This window comes from Saliphagus sp. GCM10025334, from assembly GCF_042663485.1.
GTDB lineage: Archaea > Halobacteriota > Halobacteria > Halobacteriales > Natrialbaceae > Natronosalvus.
The window spans coordinates 716,545-734,810 of the sequence record NZ_JBHTAF010000002.1; the positions used below are offsets into that span (position 1 = coordinate 716,545).

Genomic DNA, 18,266 nt, shown 5'->3' on the forward strand with positions numbered 1-18,266 from the left:
TGATCCTGGTAGTGGTTTTCTGACCGTGAAGGAAGGTAAATAGGACAATCATCCAAATCTATAAATGTGATTGATCCATAATTGTTGTTTATGAGTAACGAGAAGTCACGGCGATCCGTACTCGCTGGAACGGCGGCGACAGGTGCACTCGGCCTCGCGGGGTGTCTCGGCGATCTAATGGGCGGAGACGAGAGCGAGGGTAACGAACAGCTCACGTTCTGGCACGCGATGGGCGGCGGTTCGGGCGACTTGCTCAACGACATGGTCGAGGGGTACGAGGGTGCCGACGGCCAGGCGGAGTACCAGGGAAGCTACGAGGAGACGCTGAACAGCCTGTTCAGCTCCATCGAGGCCGACGAAATGCCGGACGTCGTCATGATCGACAGCCTGCACAACCAGCAGGTGCTCGACACCGAGGCGACCCAGCCGGTGTCGGAACTGGTCGGTGACGACTTTCCGACCGACGATCTCGTCAGTGCAGTGCAAGACTTCTTCGTCGTCGACGGCCAGCTGAACTCGATGCCGTTCAACAACTCGAACGCGATTCTCTACTACAACAAGGACGCGTTCGAGGAGGCCGGTCTCGATCCCGAACAGCCACCCGAAACGCTCGAGGACGTCCGCGACTACTCCGAAGCAATCGTCGACTCCGGAGCCGCAAACTACGGGATCACGTGGCCCAACCACGTCTGGTTCGTCGAGACGTTCTACTCGCTGGCGGACGAACTGCTCCTCGACGAGGAGAACGGCCACGCGGGCTCGCCGACGACGATCCATACGGACACCGACTTCGCTCGCGACCTCTGGTCGTGGTGGCAGGGAATGTACGAGGACGACCTGTTCCTCAACTCCGGCATCGAGGCCTGGGGTGAGGCTCGAAGCGCCTTCCTGACCGGTGAGGTCGCGATGAAACTCGACTCGACAGCCGCTGTCGAGGCGACCCTTTCGGGCGCCCAGGGCGACGTCGAAGACAACGAAGAGATCGACGAGGAAGACGTCGACACGTTCGAACTCGGGACGGGCTACCACCCGTCACCCACCGAGGACCGCACCGGCGTGGTCATCGGCGGGGCGTCACTGTGGGTGAGCAACCAGATGAGCGACGAGCGCGAGGAGGAAGTCGCCGGCTTGCTCGAGGAGCTAAGTTCGGTCGAAAACCAGATCGAGTGGCACAAGGGCAGCGGTTACTACCCAATCCGCCAAGAAGCAATCAGCCAGCTCGAGGACGACGGCTGGTTCGAGGACAACCCCCACTACGCGACGGCGTTCGACCAACTGCTCGAATCCGACACGACGCCCGCGACGCTCCGGATGCTCGTCGGGCCCGCACGCGAGGTTCAGTTGCGAGTCCAGGAGCGCTCCCAGGAGATCTTCTCCGGTGACGTGAGCGTCGAGGACGGCCTCGCGAGCATGAAAGAGGACGTCGAGGAGGAACTCGAGCGCTACGACCGCGTTTCGGGCCAGTAAGGGACGCGACCGGCTTCCGTTTTCACCATGACACGAGAAATATACAATCGTTCGTGGGGGGCGTATTTGTTGTTGCTCCCGACGCTGGTCGTCTCCCTCGTCTTCCTGTACTACCCGGCGATTCGGGCCGCACACCTGAGTCTGTTCGAGACGCTCCGGTTCGGATCGGTCCGGGTCTGGACGGGGCTGGGAAACTACCAGTACCTGCTCACCTCGAGTGACTACCACAGTAGCATCGGCATTACAGTCCTGTTCTCGGCGATCGTCATCGTCGGCGTAATGACGATCTCGCTCGTCATCTCGTATCTGATCTACGAGGTGAGCGTCGGACAGTCGTCGTACCTGATCGCGGCGATCTGGCCCTACGCGCTCCCGCCGGCGGTCGCTGGAATCGTCTTCTTTTACATCATCCACCCCAGTCTGGGAGTGTTGACGACGCCGATCGAGGCGGTTACCGGCATCAACGTCGATTGGTTCACGAATGGTCGACAGGCGTTCATCATCGTCACGACGGCCGTCATCTGGAAGCAGATCGGCTACAACGTGATCTTCATGATCGCCGCGCTGAACAACGTTCCCGACGCGCTCGGTGAAGTAGCGGACCTCGACGGCGTTGGAAAGACCACGCGGCTGGTGCGAATCTACATGCCGTTGATCTCCCCGACGCTCATCTTCCTGGCCGTGATGAACACGATCTACGCGTTCTTCAGCACGTTCGCGTTCATCGACGTCCTCACCCAGGGTGGGCCCAGCGGGGCGACGAACATCATGATCTACGACCTGTACCGGAACGCATTCGAGTTCAACAACCACGGACTGGCTTCTGCACAGTCGGTGATCCTGTTCCTGATCGTCGGGATCCTGATGTACGCACAGCTTCGCTTCTCCGATCGCTACGCACACTATGGGTGACAACACGTGAGCACGAAAACACAATCGACGACACAATCGCGGTTCGGATCGGTAGTTGACGGGCTGACGCTCGAGCGCGTGATCATCCACACAATTCTCGGGGTTTCGGTCTTCGTGATGGCGTTCCCGATCCTGATCGCGGCGGTCGTCAGCACCCAGAGCGTCGGGATCGTCAGCAGTTTCAGCGACCTCTTGCCCGGCAGTCACCTGATCGAGAACTATCGGACGGTGATGGTCGACTACAACTTCGGCATCTACATGGTCAACTCCTTCGTGATGTCGATCGTCATCGTCGTCGGGAAACTCGCCATCTCCTTGCTGGCGGCACTAGCTATCGTCTACTACCGGTTCCGCTTCAAGAACCTGATGTTCATGCTGATCCTCTTTACGCTCATGTTGCCGGTCCCGGTGCGGTTCGTCCCGCTGTTCAACATCGTGACGGACCTGGGCTGGTACGACAGCATGCTCGCGCTGACGATTCCGTACCTCGCGAGCGCGACGACGGTCTTCCTGCTCCGACAGCACTTCTACTCGATCCCCGAGTCGATCGTCGAGCAGGCCAAACTCGACGGCATCGGTCCCCTGAAGTTCCTCGCGTACGTCCTGATCCCGATGTCGAAGGGGATGCTCGCGGGCGTCTCCGTCATCATGTTCATCTACGCGTGGAACCAGTACCTCTGGCCGCTGGTCATTATCAACTCCCAGAGCCAGCAGGTCACTCAGGTCGGAATCACCCTCCTTCGCGGGGATATCCAGGCCGGCGAACTGCAGTGGGCCATCGTCATGGCCGGCGCCATCATTACGCTCGTCCCGCCGCTACTCGCACTGCTCCTGTTCAGAAAGCCGCTCCTCGAGACCTTCGGGGTCCAACAGAAGTAACCATGACAGCGATAACGCTCAATGACGTCACCAAACGATTCGACGACGTAACGGCAGTCGACTCGATCGACCTCACCATCAACGACGGCGAGTTCCTCGTTCTCGTTGGCCCCTCGGGCTGCGGGAAGTCGACCACGCTTCGCCTGTTGTCGGGCCTCGAGACCGTCACCGAGGGGGCGATCACGGCGAACGGCCGCGACCTCACGAACCTCCCGCCGAAGGAGCGAAACGTGGCGATGGTGTTCCAGAACTACGCGCTCTACCCGCACATGACCGCCAAGCGGAACATGACCTTCGGCATGAAGTCCGCCGGCGACTACACCGACGAGGAGATCGAACAACGCGTCACCGAGGCCGCGGCGATCCTCGACATCGAGGACCTGCTCGAGCGCAAGCCCAAGGCCCTCTCCGGCGGGGAGCGCCAGCGCGTCGCCATCGGCCGAACGCTGGTTCGCGATCCGGACTACCTGCTGATGGACGAGCCGCTGTCGAACCTCGACGCCAAGCTCCGGATCCAGATGCGCGCGGAACTGAGTCAGCTCCACGACGAACTCGAGACGACGACGCTGTACGTCACCCACGATCAGACCGAAGCGATGACGCTCGGCGACCGCGTCGCCGTGATGAACGAGGGGCAAATCCAGCAGATCGCCGAGCCACAGGTGCTGTACGATTACCCAGCGAACCAGTTCGTTGCCGAGTTCATCGGCAGTCCAGCGATGAACACGCTCCCGGTCACGGTGACCGACGAGGGCGACCACTACGTGGCCACCTCCGCCTCGGGCGACGTCAGGATCCGGTTGCCCGACACCGGCGACCTCGAGGCGCTCGCGGGCGATGACTTGCGCCTCGGGATCCGGCCGGAAGACATGGAAGAAGACACCGGAACCGACGACAGCTACGTGCGAACGACGGTGTCCGTGACCGAACCGCTCGGCGATTCGATGCTCCTGCACGGTCACGTCGAGGGCGAGTTGTTGAAATTCCAGATCGCCGCCCGATCGGCCCTGAACCCGGGTGACACCGTCACATTCGGCGTCGATTCGGATCGTATCCACCTCTTCGATGCCGAGACGGGCGCCGCGCGATATCACTCCGACGGCTCGAAGACGGCTACGAGCAACGTCGCGTCCCAGTAGTCGAGATTCGGCCAAACGTGTACTCGAGGCGACTATCGGATATCCGATGACGACGATCAACGATCGAATTACTCGACGGATACGAACGGAATCGGCCAGAAGCGTCGTTCACGACCAGTCGGCACTGGACCCGACCACCTGCCCCGCAAACGTCCAGATTCAGGGACGTGGGCCAGTCGTCGAACACCTCCTCGATGCCATCGATCCCGTGTTCTCGGGGGCGCTCCCGCCGACGGTCTACGTCTGGGGGCCGAAAGGCGCCGGAAAGTCGGCCGTCGTTTCGCGCGTCGTGAAACAGCTTCGACGAGCGGGCGGACACGATAGCGAGGCGCTCTACACCGCAACGAGGACGCAGGACGTGGCCCTCCCGCTGATCACCTGCGTCGACTTGCGCGGCCTCTCGAGCGAGTGGGCGTTCTACCGGTGTCTGCTGGGGAGCCTCGTCGACGAGCGGTCCGTTCCCTCGAATGGGGTCAGTACGGAGACGTTGCGAACGCGAATCCGAGACCACCTCGAGCGGAGCCCACCGACGGTCGTCGTCACCGATCACGTCGGGGATTCGCTGGCGCCCGAGACGGTCGACGTCGAATCCTGGCTCGCGACGGCGGCGCCGGAGGCAGTCTGGATCGGCGTCGGACGCCGCGTTCCCGAGGCGCTCGACGTCGTCTTCGATCGGAACATCGAGGTCCCCGCGTACCGGCCTCACGCACTCGTCGACGTACTCACCAGCCGAGTCGACGCCGGACTTTCGTCCGGGTCTATCACTCACGAACAACTCGATGCAGTTGCGGCGTGGGCGGACGGCGACGCACACGACGCGCTCACGGCCGTCTTCGAGGCCGCGATGGTCGCACACGAGGCGGGCCAGACCGTCATCTCGAGCGACCACCTCGACGTGGCGATCGATTCCATTCCCGACCCGTGTACCTCCCTCGCTTGCGTGTTTTCCCTCTCTGACGAGCGCCAGACGCTCCTCTACGGGTTGACGGCCGTTCCGACCGATGGAAATCAGTCAGTCACCAGCGTCGCCGAAACTCTCGCCAGGCACCCGTCGGTCGACCTCCGAGCGTCGACAATCGAGCGAATTCTGTACGAACTCGCCGACTGCGGGATCCTCCGGCGCGTCGACAGCGATCCCGGCGAGACGAGCGGACGCGGTCGGCCGCCGAGTCGACTCGAGACACGATTCCCGCTGGCGACGTTCGCTCGATTGTACGAGGGGAGAAGCGAGTCAAGTACCCACGGCTGAAGTCGCGGAATTGCGTCTCGAAATACGGTGACACCCTTCTCGACAGAACGGCGGAATTCTCGTCTCGAAGAAAGAGAGGACCGTCGATACTTACTTCGGGCCTGGAACAGTGTCACCGAGCTCGATCTCGTCGAGCACCGCCTGGACGGCGATTGGATCGTCGGGCGTCTCGACGGTGTCGTGGATTCGGTGCAGGCACTCGAGCAAGCCGTCGAGCGCTGCGCGTTTCGTCGAGACGTGACCGATCGATTCGGTGACCTCGAGTTCACCGATCTGGTGGCGAAGCTGGAGTTTCCAGCACCGGCCGAGGCCGAGCCGTGGATTCGCCTGATCTCCGTCGGTCTGCTCGGCGAGAATCTCGAGGAATGGCTCGTGGCGGCGGTAGACGAACCGGCCGTCGCTGACGGTGGCCGGCCCCCATCCTGGCGGCAACGCTTCGTGTGGGATGGGGTGGTGGTCCAGTGACATACAGCCGATGGGAGGCCACTGCCTTACGAGTGGATTGGGCTTGCGTAAGTAACCACCCTTAATAGGAGCCCCATGCCGTATCGTGTTTTTTGAGAGTCGATCCAGGTGAAGCTTCGTCGGATCGTTTGGTTGTCGTCTCGGGAGTCCTCCTCGGGAAAGACCGGTTCGAAACGGCGGGCAAAACGGCCGGCGCCAGCCCCGCTTTCGTGTTCGTAGACGGACGAACGGATTCAACGAGTACTATACCCTCGAGTCCCAACTGCCTGGGTATGACCGAGTTCGACCCGGCGAAGTTCGAGGACAAGTACGTCCACTACTTCCCCGAACTCCAGCAGGCCTACAAGAACGCGTTCAGCCGCATCAACGAGCGCTACGACTCCTCGCTCGTCCACGCGATCGACCAGCAGGTGCTCAACGAAAGCGAGCCCTTTTACGACGAAGAGGACGGCTTCTGGATCGAACTCCCCGACGACCCCTACGACCGGATCACCGGCGTCGTCGTCGACCGGGAACGGTTCGAGACGGTGCTCGAGGCTCACGTCGAGGCCATCGAGACGGAACTCGAGCGCGTCTTCAACGTGTGAAACCGGACCGGAGCCCAAAGGCTGGCCGAACACTGTCGACGGAAGGTTTAGGGAGGCCGACGCCCAACGAGTGAGTATGAGTACAGAGACCCAGGAAGGCGACGACCTCGAAGAGCGCGTGGCGAACTTCCTGCGACGGAACTTCCCACAGATTCAGATGCACGGCGGGAGCGCGGCCATCCAGGAGATCGACCGCGAGACCGGCGAGGTGTACATCCAGCTCGGCGGTGCCTGCAGCGGTTGTGGCATCTCCCCGATGACGATCCAGGCGATCAAGAGTCGGATGGTCAAGGAGATTCCTGAAGTCACGAAGGTCCACGCAGGTACGGGTATGGACGGCGGCGGTGGCGCCGGCATGAGCCCCTCGTTCCCCGGCGAGACCGTCGACGACGGCGAGGACGACGAAGGGCCGCAGGCCCCGTTCTGATTACGTCGCGTCGTAACTACTCCCGTCAAGCGTTTCTCGTTCCCACGCCCGCACGAGCGCCGCGAGCGTCCGGTTCGTCGGAACGGCGAGACCGCACGCGGTGGCCCGGTCACAGACGTAGCCGTTTATCGCGTCGATCTCCGTCCGTTTTCCGGCGCGAACGTCCTGGCGCATCGACGACGTGTTCGTCGCCGTCGTCGTCGCGACCGACTCGAGCGCGGCGAGCGCCTGCCGGTTGGCGAGCGAGACTCCGTTCACGCGGGCGAGTCGAGCCGTCTCTCGCGCCGCGGCCCGCGACAGGTCACGGAGGGGGTCCTCCAGGACGGCCCCGTTCGGCGCGTCGCCGAGCGCCGTCACGGGATTGATCGCGGCGTTGACGGCCAGTTTCTCCCACAACCGGTGTGGCATCGACGACGAGACGACCGTCTCGAGTCCCGCCCGCGAGAAGGCCTCGCCGACCGCGTCGGCGACCGACGATGGGCCGCCGTCTCGAGCGCCGAGGACGATCTCTCCGAGACCGGTGCAGGTGACGACGCCGGGTTTCTCGAGAATCGCTCCGTACGTCGCCGTCCCCGCGAGGACCGGACACGCCAGGTGCTCGGCGAGCGTCTCCTCGTTACCCATACCGTTTTGCAGCGAGAGGGCGGCCCCGAACGCACCCGTCGCGAGGGTTCGGGCGGCGTCTTCGGTGGCGGATGATTTGACCGTGACAACGGCGAGATCGGCCTCGAGGTCGACGCCGTCGGTCCTCGCAGCCGGATAGGTAGTCTCCTCGAGGGCGCCCGCAATCTGGAGGCCTTCCTCGGCGACGACGCTCGCGTGTGGCTCTCGAGCGACGAGCGTGACGTCGTGGGCGCGCGCGAGCAGGCCGCCGACGAGGCTGCCCAGACTGCCGGCGCCGAAGACGACGATGTCCATAGCGGAGATGGCTCGAGGAAGGGGTAAAGCGGTTCGCTTCCGGCTTCACGGCAGTACTCCGCAGGAGAGGAGCTGGCCGGTTCGCCGGGCAGCGCCTCAGTCCACGCTGGCGTGCCGGCGGTCACCGTCGACACGTGGATCGAGATGAGGCGTGCTACCGTTCCTGGGTTGACTCTCGAACTGAGACGGCGGAGATAATTGATTTTCTCATCGATCTCGAGTCGCACTTAAGAGGAGTGGATTCAAATTAGAGATTTTTTACTATTCTTCTTAAAATAGGAGATATCTATGCAGAGATGCGAATAGGAGGAAAGATCGGAAATAATTTTGGCAGAGAAAGGAGATACCGAGTATGGCGTGGTGCCCGCTCGACGAAACGGACAGACAGTTGCTCGACCTGTTACAGGAAAACGCGCGATACAAGGCGACCAGTCTGGCCGAGGAGATCGGGGTCTCCGACAACACCGTTCACAACCGGATGGGTCGATTAGAGGAAGAGGGGATCATCACCGGCTACACGACGGCTATCGATTACCAGTCGACCGGGCTTCGACTCTACTTCCACTTCACCTGTACGGCCCGGATCAGCGAGCGGTCCGCCGTGGCTGAAGAGGCACTGGCGCTCCCACAGGTCGTCGAAGTGACAGAACTAATGACCGGCCAGGAGAACCTCCACATCAAGGCGGTCGGCGCCGAGGATGCGGACATCACCCACGTCGCCGAACAACTCGACGACCTCGCGCTGGAGATCAACGACGAGAACCTCATCCGGGCCGAGTACACGCGTCCCTTCGAGTACGTGCGCGGACTGGAACTGGCAGACGACCGCTGATCGAACCAGAGACGCCGTCCGTCGAGACGAGCGGAGCCTGGACGCTTTTCTGATAGTCGTTTCGAAAGGAGGGTACGTTGGCCGGGTTAGAAAATTCCCAACACGTACTTATACGCGAGGGAGAAAAGCACACATAGATTCGGCAACAGGTGAAACCGTGAGCGACACCCCCACCGGAAAGTCAGTATCGTGCCCAGAGTGCAACGAAACGGCGTTCGCGATCGTACCGAAGAATAGTGAAGTCGTGGACGACGACGCGAACGCGGGGGGAAAAGTCTGGGTCAATTGCCGTAGCTGTGGGGTCCAGTTTCTCGCCTACTACCGGCGGCGGGACTGAGTTCCGGTGTGAACACGGAATTTGTCGTCTCGAGGCATCGCGTACCGGTATACGGGGGACGTTCGAGTGTGGACGATCATTGTCAGCGTCGAAGCTCCACCCACAGAAATAAAGTCAACTTGTAGTAGTGCAAATTAGATAGGCATTAGTGGAACGAGACTCTAGAACGCCATATGAACCGCGAGCGGTCCGTGAGCGAGGCGAGGTCCCTCCAGACGTCCTACACCGAAGTGAGCGAGATTCTGATGCCCAACGAGACGAACAACCTCGAGCGTGCGCTCGGCGGGGCCGTGCTCCACTGGATGGACATCTGTGGCGCGATCGCCGGCAGACGGTTCGCCCGACGACAGGTAGTGACGGCCGCGATGGACCACGTCGACTTCATCGCGCCGATCGAACTCGGCGACATCGTGACCGTGACCGGCTACGTATTCGACACGGGAGTGACCAGCATGGACGTTCGAGTCGACGTCCGTGCCGAGCGCCCCCAGCACGGCGAAACGAACGAGACGGCGACCTCGTTTTTCACCTTCATCGCACTCGACGAGTCGGAAACGCCGACGGCCGTGCCGGCGCTTCGGTGTCCCACGACTGCCGAAGCTGACCTTCGCGACCGGGCACTCGAGGCGCGTCGCTCCCGGCGCCGGGAACTCGCGCACGAACTCGAGGAATCCACCGACGGCGAAGGCCGAGGGAGCAGATAAACAAATAAACTTTCACTACTGCAATCTCATTGGGAAGCGTTTATGTGAGTCCGGTCGGATACCGGTACTGCGGAGGCGACGCGGACTCGAAGGAACCACGCACCACGTCGACAGTGGCGACGCTGCCGGTTTCGGGTGCCGTCGTTCCGCAACGAACTACGAACCCACCAATGAGCTACCACACGCAGACATCGATTCCAGACGTCCGTTCGATTCTCGAACGCGCACAGCCTGCCGACGGGCCGTCGCTGCTCGCGGACGAATCGCTTCTCGACGCGATCGATCGCTCCCGCTACGAGGGAGCGACGGTCGACGAGCAATACGAGGCCGTCATCCAGGCGCTCACGGCCCGAATCGAGCGCGATCCCGCGTTCGATCGTATCGCCGGAACGGTCGCCCGACACCGGTACTACCGAACCGTCCTCGGCGCGGACGTCTCCGGGGACGAATTCGACCGGGCCTATCGGGCGACGTTCGTGACCAACCTCGAGCGGGCGGTCGACGCGGACCGTCTCGACGGTCGACTGCTCGAGCGATTCGACCTCGAGGCACTCGCCGAGGCGCTCGACCTCGACCGGGACGGGAACCTCGAGTACATGGCGATGGAGACGCTCGTCCAGCGGTACGTCCTTCGAATCGAACAGGGAGGTGAGCCACTGGAGTTACCGCAAGCGTTCTGGATGCGAGTAGCGATGGGCCTCGCCCTCGAGGAGGACGATCCGCAGAAGCGGGCGATAGAATTCTACGAGGTGCTCTCGAAACTCGAGTTCACGCCGTCAACGCCGACGCTCTTTCACAGCGGCACAGCCCATCCACAGCTCTCTTCGTGTTACCTGACGACCGTTCCGGACGACCTCGAGGGGATCTTCGACGCCTACAAACACCACGCCCAACTCTCGAAGTGGAGCGGCGGCCTGGGCAACGACTGGACGAACGTTCGGGCCGAAGGTGCGTTGATCGAGTCGACCGGCGTCGAGTCGACTGGCGTCGTCCCCTTCCTCCGGATCAGCAACGACGTGACGGCGGCGATCAACCGCTCCGGAAAACGTCGTGGAGCGGCCTGTGCCTACCTAGCGTGCTGGCACCTCGACTTTCCCGCCTTCGTCGACCTCAAGCGCAACACCGGCGACGAGCGACGGCGGACCCCAGACATGAACACGGCCGCGTGGATCCCGGACCTCTTCGTCAAGCGCGTCCAGGACGGTGGCGAGTGGACGCTGTTCAGTCCCGACGAGGTGGCCGACCTGCACGACTGCTCGGGCGCGGCGTTCGAGGAGCGATATCGAGAGTACGAGCGCCTGGCCGACGCAGGCGAACTCCGCCAGTACGAGCGCGTCGACGCCGAGTCGCTCTGGCGGCAGTTGCTCACCCGCGTGTTCGAAACCGGCCACCCGTGGCTGACGTTCAAGGACCCGTGTAACGTCCGCTCTCCACAGGACCACGTCGGTACCGTCCACTCCTCGAACCTCTGTACGGAGATCACGCTGAACACGAGCGCCGACGAACACGCCGTGTGCAACCTCGGGAGCGTCAACTTCGCGACCCACGTCGCGGACGGCGAACTCGACCGCGAGCACCTCGCCTCGACGATCGAAACCGCGATGCGGATGCTCGACAACGTCGTCGACCTGTGTTTCTACCCGACCGACGCGGCCGAGCGCTCGAACCGCCGTCATCGCCCGGTCGGTCTGGGTACGATGGGGTTTCACGACGCGCTGATGGACCTGGGAGTCCCGATAGGCAGCGAGGCCGCCGTCGAGAAAGCGAACCGCTGGCAGGAATTTGTATCGTATCACGCTATACAGAACTCCTCGAGACTCGCCGCCGAACGAGGGACGTATCCGTCCTACGAGGGATCGAAGTGGGACCGCGGTCTCCTGCCCCAGGATACCGTCGACCGCCTCGAGGCCGAACGCGGCCGGGCGATTCCGACCGATCGCGAGGAGACCCTCGAGTGGGAGACCGTCCGCGAGCACGTCGCCGAACACGGCATGCGAAACTCGAACACGATGGCGATCGCGCCGACGGCGACCATCTCGACGATCAACGGGACGACGCCGTCGATCGAACCGATGTACTCGAACCTCTACGTGAAGTCGAATATGTCGGGTGATTTTACGATCGTCAACGAACACCTGGTCGAGGACCTGCGAGAGCGAGGGTGCTGGGACGACGACCTCGTCGATCTGCTCAAGTATCACGACGGCTCCGTCCAGGAGCTCGACGCGGTTCCCGACGACCTCAAAGCGCTGTACCGGGGTGCGTTCGAGATCGATCCGCGCCACCAGCTTCGGCTGACCGCCCACCGCCAGACGTGGATCGACCAGTCGGTTTCTCACAACGTCTTCTTCCCGTCGACCGACGGCACGTTGCTCGACGACGTGTACAAAACGGCCTGGGAACTGGGGCTGAAAACGACGTACTACCTGCGCACGCTCGGCGCCTCCCAGATCGAGAAGTCGACCCTCGACATGGCCGAATACGGGAAGACCCAGCACCGTAGCGAGCGGGAGGATAGAGGGAGCAAATTGGGCCCCGGCGACGACGACGGCTCGAGCGCCGAGGATGACCTCCCCTCCCTCGACGATCCGACCTGTGAGGCCTGTCAGTAACCCGTACCCACCGACAATGACACTCATCAACACCGACAGCGAACACGACCCGAACAAGATCCTCCCCATCGAGTACGACTGGGCGCGAGCGTACTACGAAGCCGGCGTCGACAACAACTGGGTTCCCGCCGAGATTCCGATGCAGGACGACGTCACGCAGTGGAACGGTGACGAACTCTCCGCGGCCGAGCGACAACTCGTCGAGTGGAACCTCGGCTTCTTCTCGACGGCGGAGTCGCTCACGGCAAACAACATCGTCCTCGCGCTGTACGAGTACGTGACCGCCCCCGAGTGCCGACAGTACCTCCTGCGCCAGGCCTACGAGGAGGCGATTCACACGGATACCTTCATCTACTGCTGTGACTCGCTGGGATTCGATCCGGAGTACCTCTACGGGATGTACGACCGGATTCCGGCGATTGAGGAGAAAGACGCCTTCGTCGTCGATCTGACGAGAGCCATCGATCGACCCACGTTTACCATCGACACCGACGACGACCTGCGGGAATTTCTCCGGGACCTCATCGGCTTCTACGTCATCATGGAGGGCATCTTCTTCTACGCTGGCTTCGCCATGATGCTCGGGCTCAAGCGCCAGCAGAAACTGGTCGGCGTCGGCCAGCAGTTCGAGTACATCATGCGAGACGAATCGCTCCACGTCGGCTTCGGCGTCGATCTGATCGATCAGCTCCGCAGAGAACACCCCGGCGCCTGGACTGACAGCTTCGGCGAGGAGGTAATCGACCTGATCACCCAGGCCGTCGAGTTAGAGCGCGTCTACGCTCACGAGGCCTGTCCCGACGAGATACTGGGTATGGGGCCCGACCAGTTCGCAACGTACGTCGAACACGTCGCCGACCGCCGCCTCGAGCAGCTCGGCCTGCCGGCCCAGTACGGGGTCGAGAACCCCTTCCCGTGGCTCTCCGAACAGGTCGATCTGAACAAGGAGAAGAACTTCTTCGAGACGCAGGTGACCGAGTACCGCAGCGGCGCCAGTCTCGAGTGGGAGTAGCCCGCCCACCACCCGGTCGGAACGGCTCTGGTCACCTGCTGGAGGCCGACCTCAGGTCGGAACGGTGGCTCGAGTCGGAGCGGTGAATTGACCCCGAAGAGGTGGCTCGAGCGACAGATCGGTCTCACTCTTCCGTTTGACCGTTTGGCCGTCAGTTCTCCAGCCTCCAGTTATCAATCCTCCGTCCAGTACATCAGGTTCTCCTTCTCGGTGCCACAGTTCGGACAGGTGTCGGGAAGGCCCTCGTCGATCGCCCCCATCTCGCCGCACTCGGTACAGCGCCACATCAACTCGGCTTCGCCGAACTCGTGGCCCGAGCGCGCGTGTTCGACGCTCATCGCCTCGACACCCTCCCGGGTCGTGACGAAGAAGCCGCCGAGGTCGAATCCGCGGACGGTTCCGAGTTTCTCCCCGTCTTCGCCGTAGACGGCCTGGCCGAACTGAACCTCGTGGACGTCCTCGACGGCTTCTTCGTCGCCCTCTCTAGCCGGTGTTTCTCCCATGGGTGAGGCTCCCACGAGTACGGGCATAAAACCACAACGCCCACCATCGTGGCTCGCCAACGATACGCCCGGTCCCGAGAAACGGTCGATCGACGTATTTTTCACCGCAGACCGTTTTTGCCCGCCCATGGCAAGTTTCACTGTCGTCGTCGGCGACCCCGAATCGGGGCTCGCCCACCAGCTCGAGGCGGAGGGTCAGGACGCGAACCGATTCATCGGCAAAGAGATCGGCCAGGAGGTCGACGGGAGCGCCGTCGGCCTCGACGGCTACACGCTCGAGATCACCGGTGGCTCGGACAACGCGGGCCGCCCGCACAACGAGACGGTCGCGGGCTCCCGGCTCCAGGAAGTCCTGATGAACGAACGCCAGACGGGCTACAATCCCGGCCGCGACGGCGAGCGCCGCCGGATCACCGCTCGCGGACGCGAGATCTCTGACGAAACCGCCCAGATCAACACGACGATCACCGAGCGCGGCTCCGAGAGCGTCGAGAGCCTACTGGGCCTCGAGGCCGACGAGGACGGAGACGACGAGTAATCCCCCTCGCTTCTATGCCCGACCGAATTTCGAGTGACAACCCGAGCGTCAAGACGGTTCGAGCGACGCTGGCGGAGACCGCTACCGGCGTTCGCATCGAAATCCCCGGCGACGAGACGGGACACTTTCCCGATCAGGCGGGTGAGGTCGTCCGGTTCGTCCTCGAGGGAACCGAGCACTTCGGCCGAGTCGATCGCGGTCTGACCGGCGACGAACTGATCGTCCCTGGCCTCTACGAGACGCCGGACCAGGCGCGGGATCCGCGTGACGGCGTCGACGCCCTGCCCGACTGGATCGACGACCACGGCGCTCGCCGCGGCGGGTCGGTCCTGCTCGACGTCGTCGAACCCGACTTCCTCTACGGCGTTCGCGCACCCGGTGAAACTGCCGTCTACGAGGCCCACGAACCGCCGTCTGCGAGCCTGCAGGACATTGCGAAGGGGCTCGAGGACCAGTAGCGCCGTTGGGTGAGCGTGGTGGTGGGTCGAGCGTAGCGACGGGTCGAACGCGGCCACGGTAACGAGTTCGACGATTCTAGATCGTTTCGAACCGAAACCCCCTTGTAGCTTGCTGACTAACCGGTTAGTTAGTGACCGACGAGAGCGCCCGCGACGAAATTATGACGGCGACCTACGAGGCCCTGTGCGAACACGGCTACACCGAGCTCACCACACAGGCTATCGCCGACCAGACGGACAAGAGCAAGTCCCTGCTGTTCTATCACTACGACTCCAAAGACGACATCATCTCGGCATTTTTCGACTTCCTGCTCGAGCACTTCGACGACCGCCTCGCGGCCAGCCAGGAGCTATCGCCGGTCGAACGCCTCGCGGCGCTCGTCGACTGGTTCCTCTACGACCCCGACGACGACGAGCGCGCATCCTTCCACACAGCGATGCTCGAATTGCGCGCCCAAGCCCCCTACGACGAGCGGTTCCAGGCGCACCTCCGGCGCAGCGACGATGCGCTCCGGGCGGCGTTCGAGGGAATTCTCCAGGACGGCCTCGAGGCCGGCGTCTTTCGCGACCACGATCCCGCGGAGACGGCGACGGTGCTGATCGCCGCCCTCGACGGCGCGCGCATCCGGCAGCTGACGATGGACCGGGACGCTTATCTCGAAGAGGTGCGGTCGGGCATCGCCAACGTCGTCGTCGCGGACCTGCTCGTCGAGGGCGAATCCTTCCCCGAGCGAGGGACCGTCTCGCTCGAGGCCGCGGACGCGGCGGCCGGTGATGCCCCCGAATGAGTCGAAAACGCGATCGATCGGTCAACGTCACGGACGGCGACCTGTTCAAGCCCCTCCTCGTGCTGTCGGCCCCCATCGTCTTCTCACAACTCCTGCAGGTGGGTTACAACCTCGCGGACACCTTCTGGGTCGGTCGCCTCGGGAGCGACGCCGTCGCCGCGCTTTCGTATTCCTGGGCCATCGTCTTCCTGATGGTGAGTATCGGGGGCGGCCTCACCGCCGCGGGGACCGTCCTCGTCTCTCAGTACAAGGGCGCGAAGGACTTTCGGCGGTCGCACCACGTCGCCGGACAGACGCTCTCGTTCGTGACCGTCGTCGGCTTCGTCTTCGGCGCACTCGGCTTCGCGCTCTCGCCCTGGCTGATCCAGCTGGTGGGCGCCGAACCGGGCACCGCCGCTTACACCTACGCGGTCAACTACACCCGGATCATCTTCGTCAGCGTCGGTTTCATGTTCTGGTTCTTCATCTTCGACGCCCTCTCGCGAGGCTGGGGCGACACCCGGACGCCGATGTACCTGATGGCGCTCAGCGTGACGATGAACGTCGTCCTGGACCCCATCCTCATCCTGGGATTCGTCGACAACCCGCTCTTCGCCTGGATTGGCGCGACCGGTCTCGAGTCGACGCTCTACGCACAGACCGGCTTCGCCGGCTTCGGCGTCGAGGGCGCCGCGGTGGCGACGGTTTTCTCCCGCGGTGTCGCCGCCCTCGTCGGCCTCTACCTGCTCTTTTCGGGCCGAGTCGGGCTCGAGCCGACCCTCGCGGACCTTCGCCTCGAGCTGCCGACGGTCAAGAAGATCCTCGAGATCGGCGGGCCCATCGCGACCGAGCAAGGCTTTCGCTCCTCGGGGATCGCCCTGCTGACGGCGCTCGTGGCCATCGCCGGAACCGACGCGGTCGCGGCCTACGGGATCGCCAACCGGCTCTCCTCGCTGCTCTTCTTGCCGGCGCTCGGGCTGGCCCGCGGCACGGAAGCCGTCGTCGGGCAGAACCTCGGTGCCGAGCAGGTGAGCCGTGCCTGGAAGGCCGTCAAGCTGAGTTCCGTCGTCGTCGTCGGGATCTTCGTCGCCGTCGTCGCGGTCGCGTACCCGCTGGCCGAACCGATCACGGCGGTCTTCATCCAGGGCGAGGGGAGCGAGCAGGTCGTCACCTACGGCGCCGCGTTCATCCTGATCGCGGGGCCCTCCTACATCTTCATGGGCGTCTTCCAGGTGCTTCTGGGCGGCCTCCGGGGCAGCGGCAGCACCCGCGCGGCGATGTTCCTCTCGATTCAGGAACTCTGGATGTATCGCATCCCCATCTCGGCGATCGCCATCCTCCACTTCGGGCTGGGCATCTACGGCGTCTGGTACGCCATCGCCCTCTCGTACGTCCTCTCGGCCATCGTCACCGCCGTCTGGTTCCTGCGCGGGACCTGGACCGACAACGTCGTGACCGAGGACGTCGCGTCGGCACCCGCCGGTGATTGAAATGACCGGGTCGAATCCCTTCGTCGACGATGGTGACGTCAGCGGCAACGGTGCCGAACTCGTTCGAGGGACGGGGCTCACCCCGTCCGTCCGGGCACTCTCACTGCGCGCCTGTCCGCCTCCAGACGACTCGCTTCCGGTCACCCTCTGTCGGACCGTCGCGACGACCGTCGACGCCGACTCGAGCGTCGGCGCCTCGGCCGCGACGCTCGAGTCCCTGGCCACCGCGCTGGTCGCCCTCGAGGGGTACGTCCGGCTGCGACGCGCGACGCTATCGGAGAGAACCGACGACCGCGAGACGGCGCTGCTGGCGAGCGATTACCTGTTCGCTCGCGCGCACAGTGCGGTTGGGGCGGCCCCGCTGGACGCCGAACGGGCGCTCGTGGGCGTTCGCGCGTTCACCGATGCCTCGAGCGAGTTGCCTGCGGCGATTTGTCGTGGCGGGAGCGCGGGCGACGGGGAGATGGAATCGGAGTCGGAATTGGAATCGGAATCGAAACCAGCGCTCGAATCGACCGTCGAAACAGGCCCACTGGCCGCCCTCACCGGCTGCGGCTGCATCCTGGGGGCCGTCGTCGGCGACCGACTCGATGCAGCCGACCCGCTTCGAGCGTACGGGCGCCACCTCGGAACCCTCCTCGACGCCGTTCCGGGCGGATCGCTCGACGAAATCGCGAGCCCACCCGAACGCCTCGCTCGCGACCACCGCAAGACGGTTCGACAGGCGATGATTCGTGGCTTCCAGGGCGAGGCGATCACTGGGTCACTCCCCGACGACCCCCGTCTTCGGACAGTGCTCGTCCCACGACTCGAGGCGGCGACAGCCGCCCACGCCCGCCTCGCCGATCACCTCGACGAAACCGCGCTGGGTCGGCTCGAGCGACCGCTTCGCTGGCTCGGGAGCGAACTTGTCCACTGACAAGCCCACGACTGACGTCGTGGGTTACTGGCAGGAAGTCACAGATAATGT

19 protein-coding genes are annotated in these 18,266 nt (G+C 63.5%); 16 read left to right on the plus strand and 3 right to left on the minus strand.

The features are described 5' to 3' along the window. Positions 1 to 228: 228 nt before the first annotated feature. From ACFQO4_RS11815 to ACFQO4_RS11835, 5 genes are read left to right on the plus strand one after another with little or no spacing between them, the layout of a single operon-like run. Complete coding sequence (locus tag ACFQO4_RS11815; protein ID WP_500261182.1) at positions 229 to 1,467, plus strand: ABC transporter substrate-binding protein; 1,239 nt, start codon at positions 229 to 231, stop codon at positions 1,465 to 1,467. 27 nt (positions 1,468 to 1,494) lie between these two features. Then, complete coding sequence (locus ACFQO4_RS11820) at positions 1,495 to 2,379, plus strand: carbohydrate ABC transporter permease (RefSeq protein WP_500261099.1); 885 nt, start codon at positions 1,495 to 1,497, stop codon at positions 2,377 to 2,379. A gap of 6 nt (positions 2,380 to 2,385) precedes the next feature. After that, the gene (locus ACFQO4_RS11825; RefSeq protein ID WP_500261100.1) at positions 2,386 to 3,258 is read left to right on the plus strand and encodes a carbohydrate ABC transporter permease; all 873 of its coding nucleotides are present in this window, start codon (positions 2,386 to 2,388) and stop codon (positions 3,256 to 3,258) included. A gap of 2 nt (positions 3,259 to 3,260) precedes the next feature. Further along, positions 3,261 to 4,397, plus strand: coding sequence for an ABC transporter ATP-binding protein (locus ACFQO4_RS11830; protein ID WP_500261101.1), 1,137 nt, complete (start codon positions 3,261 to 3,263; stop codon positions 4,395 to 4,397). A 46-nt stretch (positions 4,398 to 4,443) separates the two neighbouring features. Continuing rightward, the gene (locus ACFQO4_RS11835) at positions 4,444 to 5,646 is read left to right on the plus strand and encodes a Cdc6/Cdc18 family protein (RefSeq protein ID WP_500261102.1); all 1,203 of its coding nucleotides are present in this window, start codon (positions 4,444 to 4,446) and stop codon (positions 5,644 to 5,646) included. Positions 5,647 to 5,736: 90 nt separating this feature from the next. Here ACFQO4_RS11835 and ACFQO4_RS11840 read toward each other — a convergent pair whose 3' ends face one another. Then, positions 5,737 to 6,114 carry a hypothetical protein gene (locus tag ACFQO4_RS11840; RefSeq protein ID WP_500261103.1) on the minus strand — a complete coding sequence of 126 codons (378 nt, stop codon included), beginning with the start codon at positions 6,112 to 6,114 and terminating at the stop codon, positions 5,737 to 5,739. 269 nt (positions 6,115 to 6,383) lie between these two features. On the opposite strand from ACFQO4_RS11840, the gene ACFQO4_RS11845 reads away from it, so the two are divergent. Next, complete coding sequence (locus tag ACFQO4_RS11845) at positions 6,384 to 6,698, plus strand: DUF5783 family protein (RefSeq protein ID WP_500261104.1); 315 nt, start codon at positions 6,384 to 6,386, stop codon at positions 6,696 to 6,698. A gap of 76 nt (positions 6,699 to 6,774) precedes the next feature. Then, the gene (locus tag ACFQO4_RS11850) at positions 6,775 to 7,125 is read left to right on the plus strand and encodes a NifU family protein (protein WP_500261105.1); all 351 of its coding nucleotides are present in this window, start codon (positions 6,775 to 6,777) and stop codon (positions 7,123 to 7,125) included. Here the strand turns inward: ACFQO4_RS11850 and ACFQO4_RS11855 are convergent, their stop codons facing one another. Further along, complete coding sequence (locus ACFQO4_RS11855; protein ID WP_500261106.1) at positions 7,126 to 8,043, minus strand: ketopantoate reductase family protein; 918 nt, start codon at positions 8,041 to 8,043, stop codon at positions 7,126 to 7,128. Between the two features lie 352 nt (positions 8,044 to 8,395). Between ACFQO4_RS11855 and ACFQO4_RS11860 the strand changes: the two genes are divergently transcribed. The 4 genes from ACFQO4_RS11860 (at position 8,396) to ACFQO4_RS11875 (ending at position 13,540) form a co-directional block, all read left to right on the plus strand. After that, positions 8,396 to 8,875, plus strand: coding sequence for an Lrp/AsnC family transcriptional regulator (locus ACFQO4_RS11860; protein ID WP_500261107.1), 480 nt, complete (start codon positions 8,396 to 8,398; stop codon positions 8,873 to 8,875). A 510-nt stretch (positions 8,876 to 9,385) separates the two neighbouring features. Continuing rightward, positions 9,386 to 9,916, plus strand: a complete 531-nt coding sequence (locus ACFQO4_RS11865; protein ID WP_500261108.1) for an acyl-CoA thioesterase — start codon at positions 9,386 to 9,388, stop codon at positions 9,914 to 9,916. Between the two features lie 170 nt (positions 9,917 to 10,086). Further along, complete coding sequence (locus ACFQO4_RS11870; RefSeq protein WP_500261109.1) at positions 10,087 to 12,528, plus strand: ribonucleoside-diphosphate reductase subunit alpha; 2,442 nt, start codon at positions 10,087 to 10,089, stop codon at positions 12,526 to 12,528. 16 nt (positions 12,529 to 12,544) lie between these two features. Then, the gene (locus ACFQO4_RS11875) at positions 12,545 to 13,540 is read left to right on the plus strand and encodes a ribonucleotide-diphosphate reductase subunit beta (protein ID WP_500261110.1); all 996 of its coding nucleotides are present in this window, start codon (positions 12,545 to 12,547) and stop codon (positions 13,538 to 13,540) included. Between the two features lie 173 nt (positions 13,541 to 13,713). On the opposite strand, the gene ACFQO4_RS11880 is transcribed toward ACFQO4_RS11875, so the two are convergent. Then, a complete protein-coding gene (locus ACFQO4_RS11880; protein WP_312910648.1) occupies positions 13,714 to 14,043 on the minus strand; it encodes a DUF7130 family rubredoxin-like protein in 330 nt (109 codons plus the stop codon). A gap of 127 nt (positions 14,044 to 14,170) precedes the next feature. Here ACFQO4_RS11880 and ACFQO4_RS11885 point away from each other — a divergent pair, with 127 nt between their 5' ends. The 5 genes from ACFQO4_RS11885 to ACFQO4_RS11905 all read left to right on the plus strand — a co-directional run bounded on the left by ACFQO4_RS11885 (position 14,171) and on the right by ACFQO4_RS11905 (position 18,215). Further along, the gene (locus ACFQO4_RS11885; RefSeq protein ID WP_500261111.1) at positions 14,171 to 14,581 is read left to right on the plus strand and encodes a 30S ribosomal protein S6e; all 411 of its coding nucleotides are present in this window, start codon (positions 14,171 to 14,173) and stop codon (positions 14,579 to 14,581) included. 14 nt (positions 14,582 to 14,595) lie between these two features. Further along, the gene (locus ACFQO4_RS11890; RefSeq protein WP_500261112.1) at positions 14,596 to 15,039 is read left to right on the plus strand and encodes a DUF7112 family protein; all 444 of its coding nucleotides are present in this window, start codon (positions 14,596 to 14,598) and stop codon (positions 15,037 to 15,039) included. A gap of 131 nt (positions 15,040 to 15,170) precedes the next feature. Then, positions 15,171 to 15,827, plus strand: coding sequence for a TetR/AcrR family transcriptional regulator (locus ACFQO4_RS11895; protein WP_500261113.1), 657 nt, complete (start codon positions 15,171 to 15,173; stop codon positions 15,825 to 15,827). Continuing rightward, positions 15,824 to 17,296 carry an MATE family efflux transporter gene (locus ACFQO4_RS11900; RefSeq protein ID WP_500261114.1) on the plus strand — a complete coding sequence of 491 codons (1,473 nt, stop codon included), beginning with the start codon at positions 15,824 to 15,826 and terminating at the stop codon, positions 17,294 to 17,296. Before ACFQO4_RS11895 ends, ACFQO4_RS11900 begins: the two co-directional genes overlap by 4 nt. 1 nt (position 17,297) lies before the next feature. Then, on the plus strand, positions 17,298 to 18,215 hold the full coding sequence (locus tag ACFQO4_RS11905) for a hypothetical protein (RefSeq protein ID WP_500261115.1): 918 nt from the start codon (positions 17,298 to 17,300) through the stop codon (positions 18,213 to 18,215). The last annotated feature ends 51 nt before the right edge of the window (positions 18,216 to 18,266 follow it).

What these genes read in the sequence shown, in the direction of transcription:
- ACFQO4_RS11840 (WP_500261103.1), bottom strand. Translation starts at nt 6,114, where the DNA reads ATGTCACTGGACCACCACCCCATCCCACACGAAGCGTTGCCGCCAGGA.
- ACFQO4_RS11905 (WP_500261115.1), top strand. Translation starts at nt 17,298, where the DNA reads ATGACCGGGTCGAATCCCTTCGTCGACGATGGTGACGTCAGCGGCAAC.
- ACFQO4_RS11815 (WP_500261182.1), top strand. Translation starts at nt 229, where the DNA reads ATGGGCGGCGGTTCGGGCGACTTGCTCAACGACATGGTCGAGGGGTAC.
- ACFQO4_RS11875 (WP_500261110.1), top strand. Translation starts at nt 12,545, where the DNA reads ATGACACTCATCAACACCGACAGCGAACACGACCCGAACAAGATCCTC.
- ACFQO4_RS11860 (WP_500261107.1), top strand. Translation starts at nt 8,396, where the DNA reads ATGGCGTGGTGCCCGCTCGACGAAACGGACAGACAGTTGCTCGACCTG.
- ACFQO4_RS11855 (WP_500261106.1), bottom strand. Translation starts at nt 8,043, where the DNA reads ATGGACATCGTCGTCTTCGGCGCCGGCAGTCTGGGCAGCCTCGTCGGC.
- ACFQO4_RS11830 (WP_500261101.1), top strand. Translation starts at nt 3,261, where the DNA reads ATGACAGCGATAACGCTCAATGACGTCACCAAACGATTCGACGACGTA.
- ACFQO4_RS11885 (WP_500261111.1), top strand. Translation starts at nt 14,171, where the DNA reads ATGGCAAGTTTCACTGTCGTCGTCGGCGACCCCGAATCGGGGCTCGCC.
- ACFQO4_RS11820 (WP_500261099.1), top strand. Translation starts at nt 1,495, where the DNA reads ATGACACGAGAAATATACAATCGTTCGTGGGGGGCGTATTTGTTGTTG.
- ACFQO4_RS11865 (WP_500261108.1), top strand. Translation starts at nt 9,386, where the DNA reads ATGAACCGCGAGCGGTCCGTGAGCGAGGCGAGGTCCCTCCAGACGTCC.
- ACFQO4_RS11850 (WP_500261105.1), top strand. Translation starts at nt 6,775, where the DNA reads ATGAGTACAGAGACCCAGGAAGGCGACGACCTCGAAGAGCGCGTGGCG.
- ACFQO4_RS11880 (WP_312910648.1), bottom strand. Translation starts at nt 14,043, where the DNA reads ATGGGAGAAACACCGGCTAGAGAGGGCGACGAAGAAGCCGTCGAGGAC.
- ACFQO4_RS11845 (WP_500261104.1), top strand. Translation starts at nt 6,384, where the DNA reads ATGACCGAGTTCGACCCGGCGAAGTTCGAGGACAAGTACGTCCACTAC.
- ACFQO4_RS11870 (WP_500261109.1), top strand. Translation starts at nt 10,087, where the DNA reads ATGAGCTACCACACGCAGACATCGATTCCAGACGTCCGTTCGATTCTC.
- ACFQO4_RS11835 (WP_500261102.1), top strand. Translation starts at nt 4,444, where the DNA reads ATGACGACGATCAACGATCGAATTACTCGACGGATACGAACGGAATCG.
- ACFQO4_RS11900 (WP_500261114.1), top strand. Translation starts at nt 15,824, where the DNA reads ATGAGTCGAAAACGCGATCGATCGGTCAACGTCACGGACGGCGACCTG.
- ACFQO4_RS11890 (WP_500261112.1), top strand. Translation starts at nt 14,596, where the DNA reads ATGCCCGACCGAATTTCGAGTGACAACCCGAGCGTCAAGACGGTTCGA.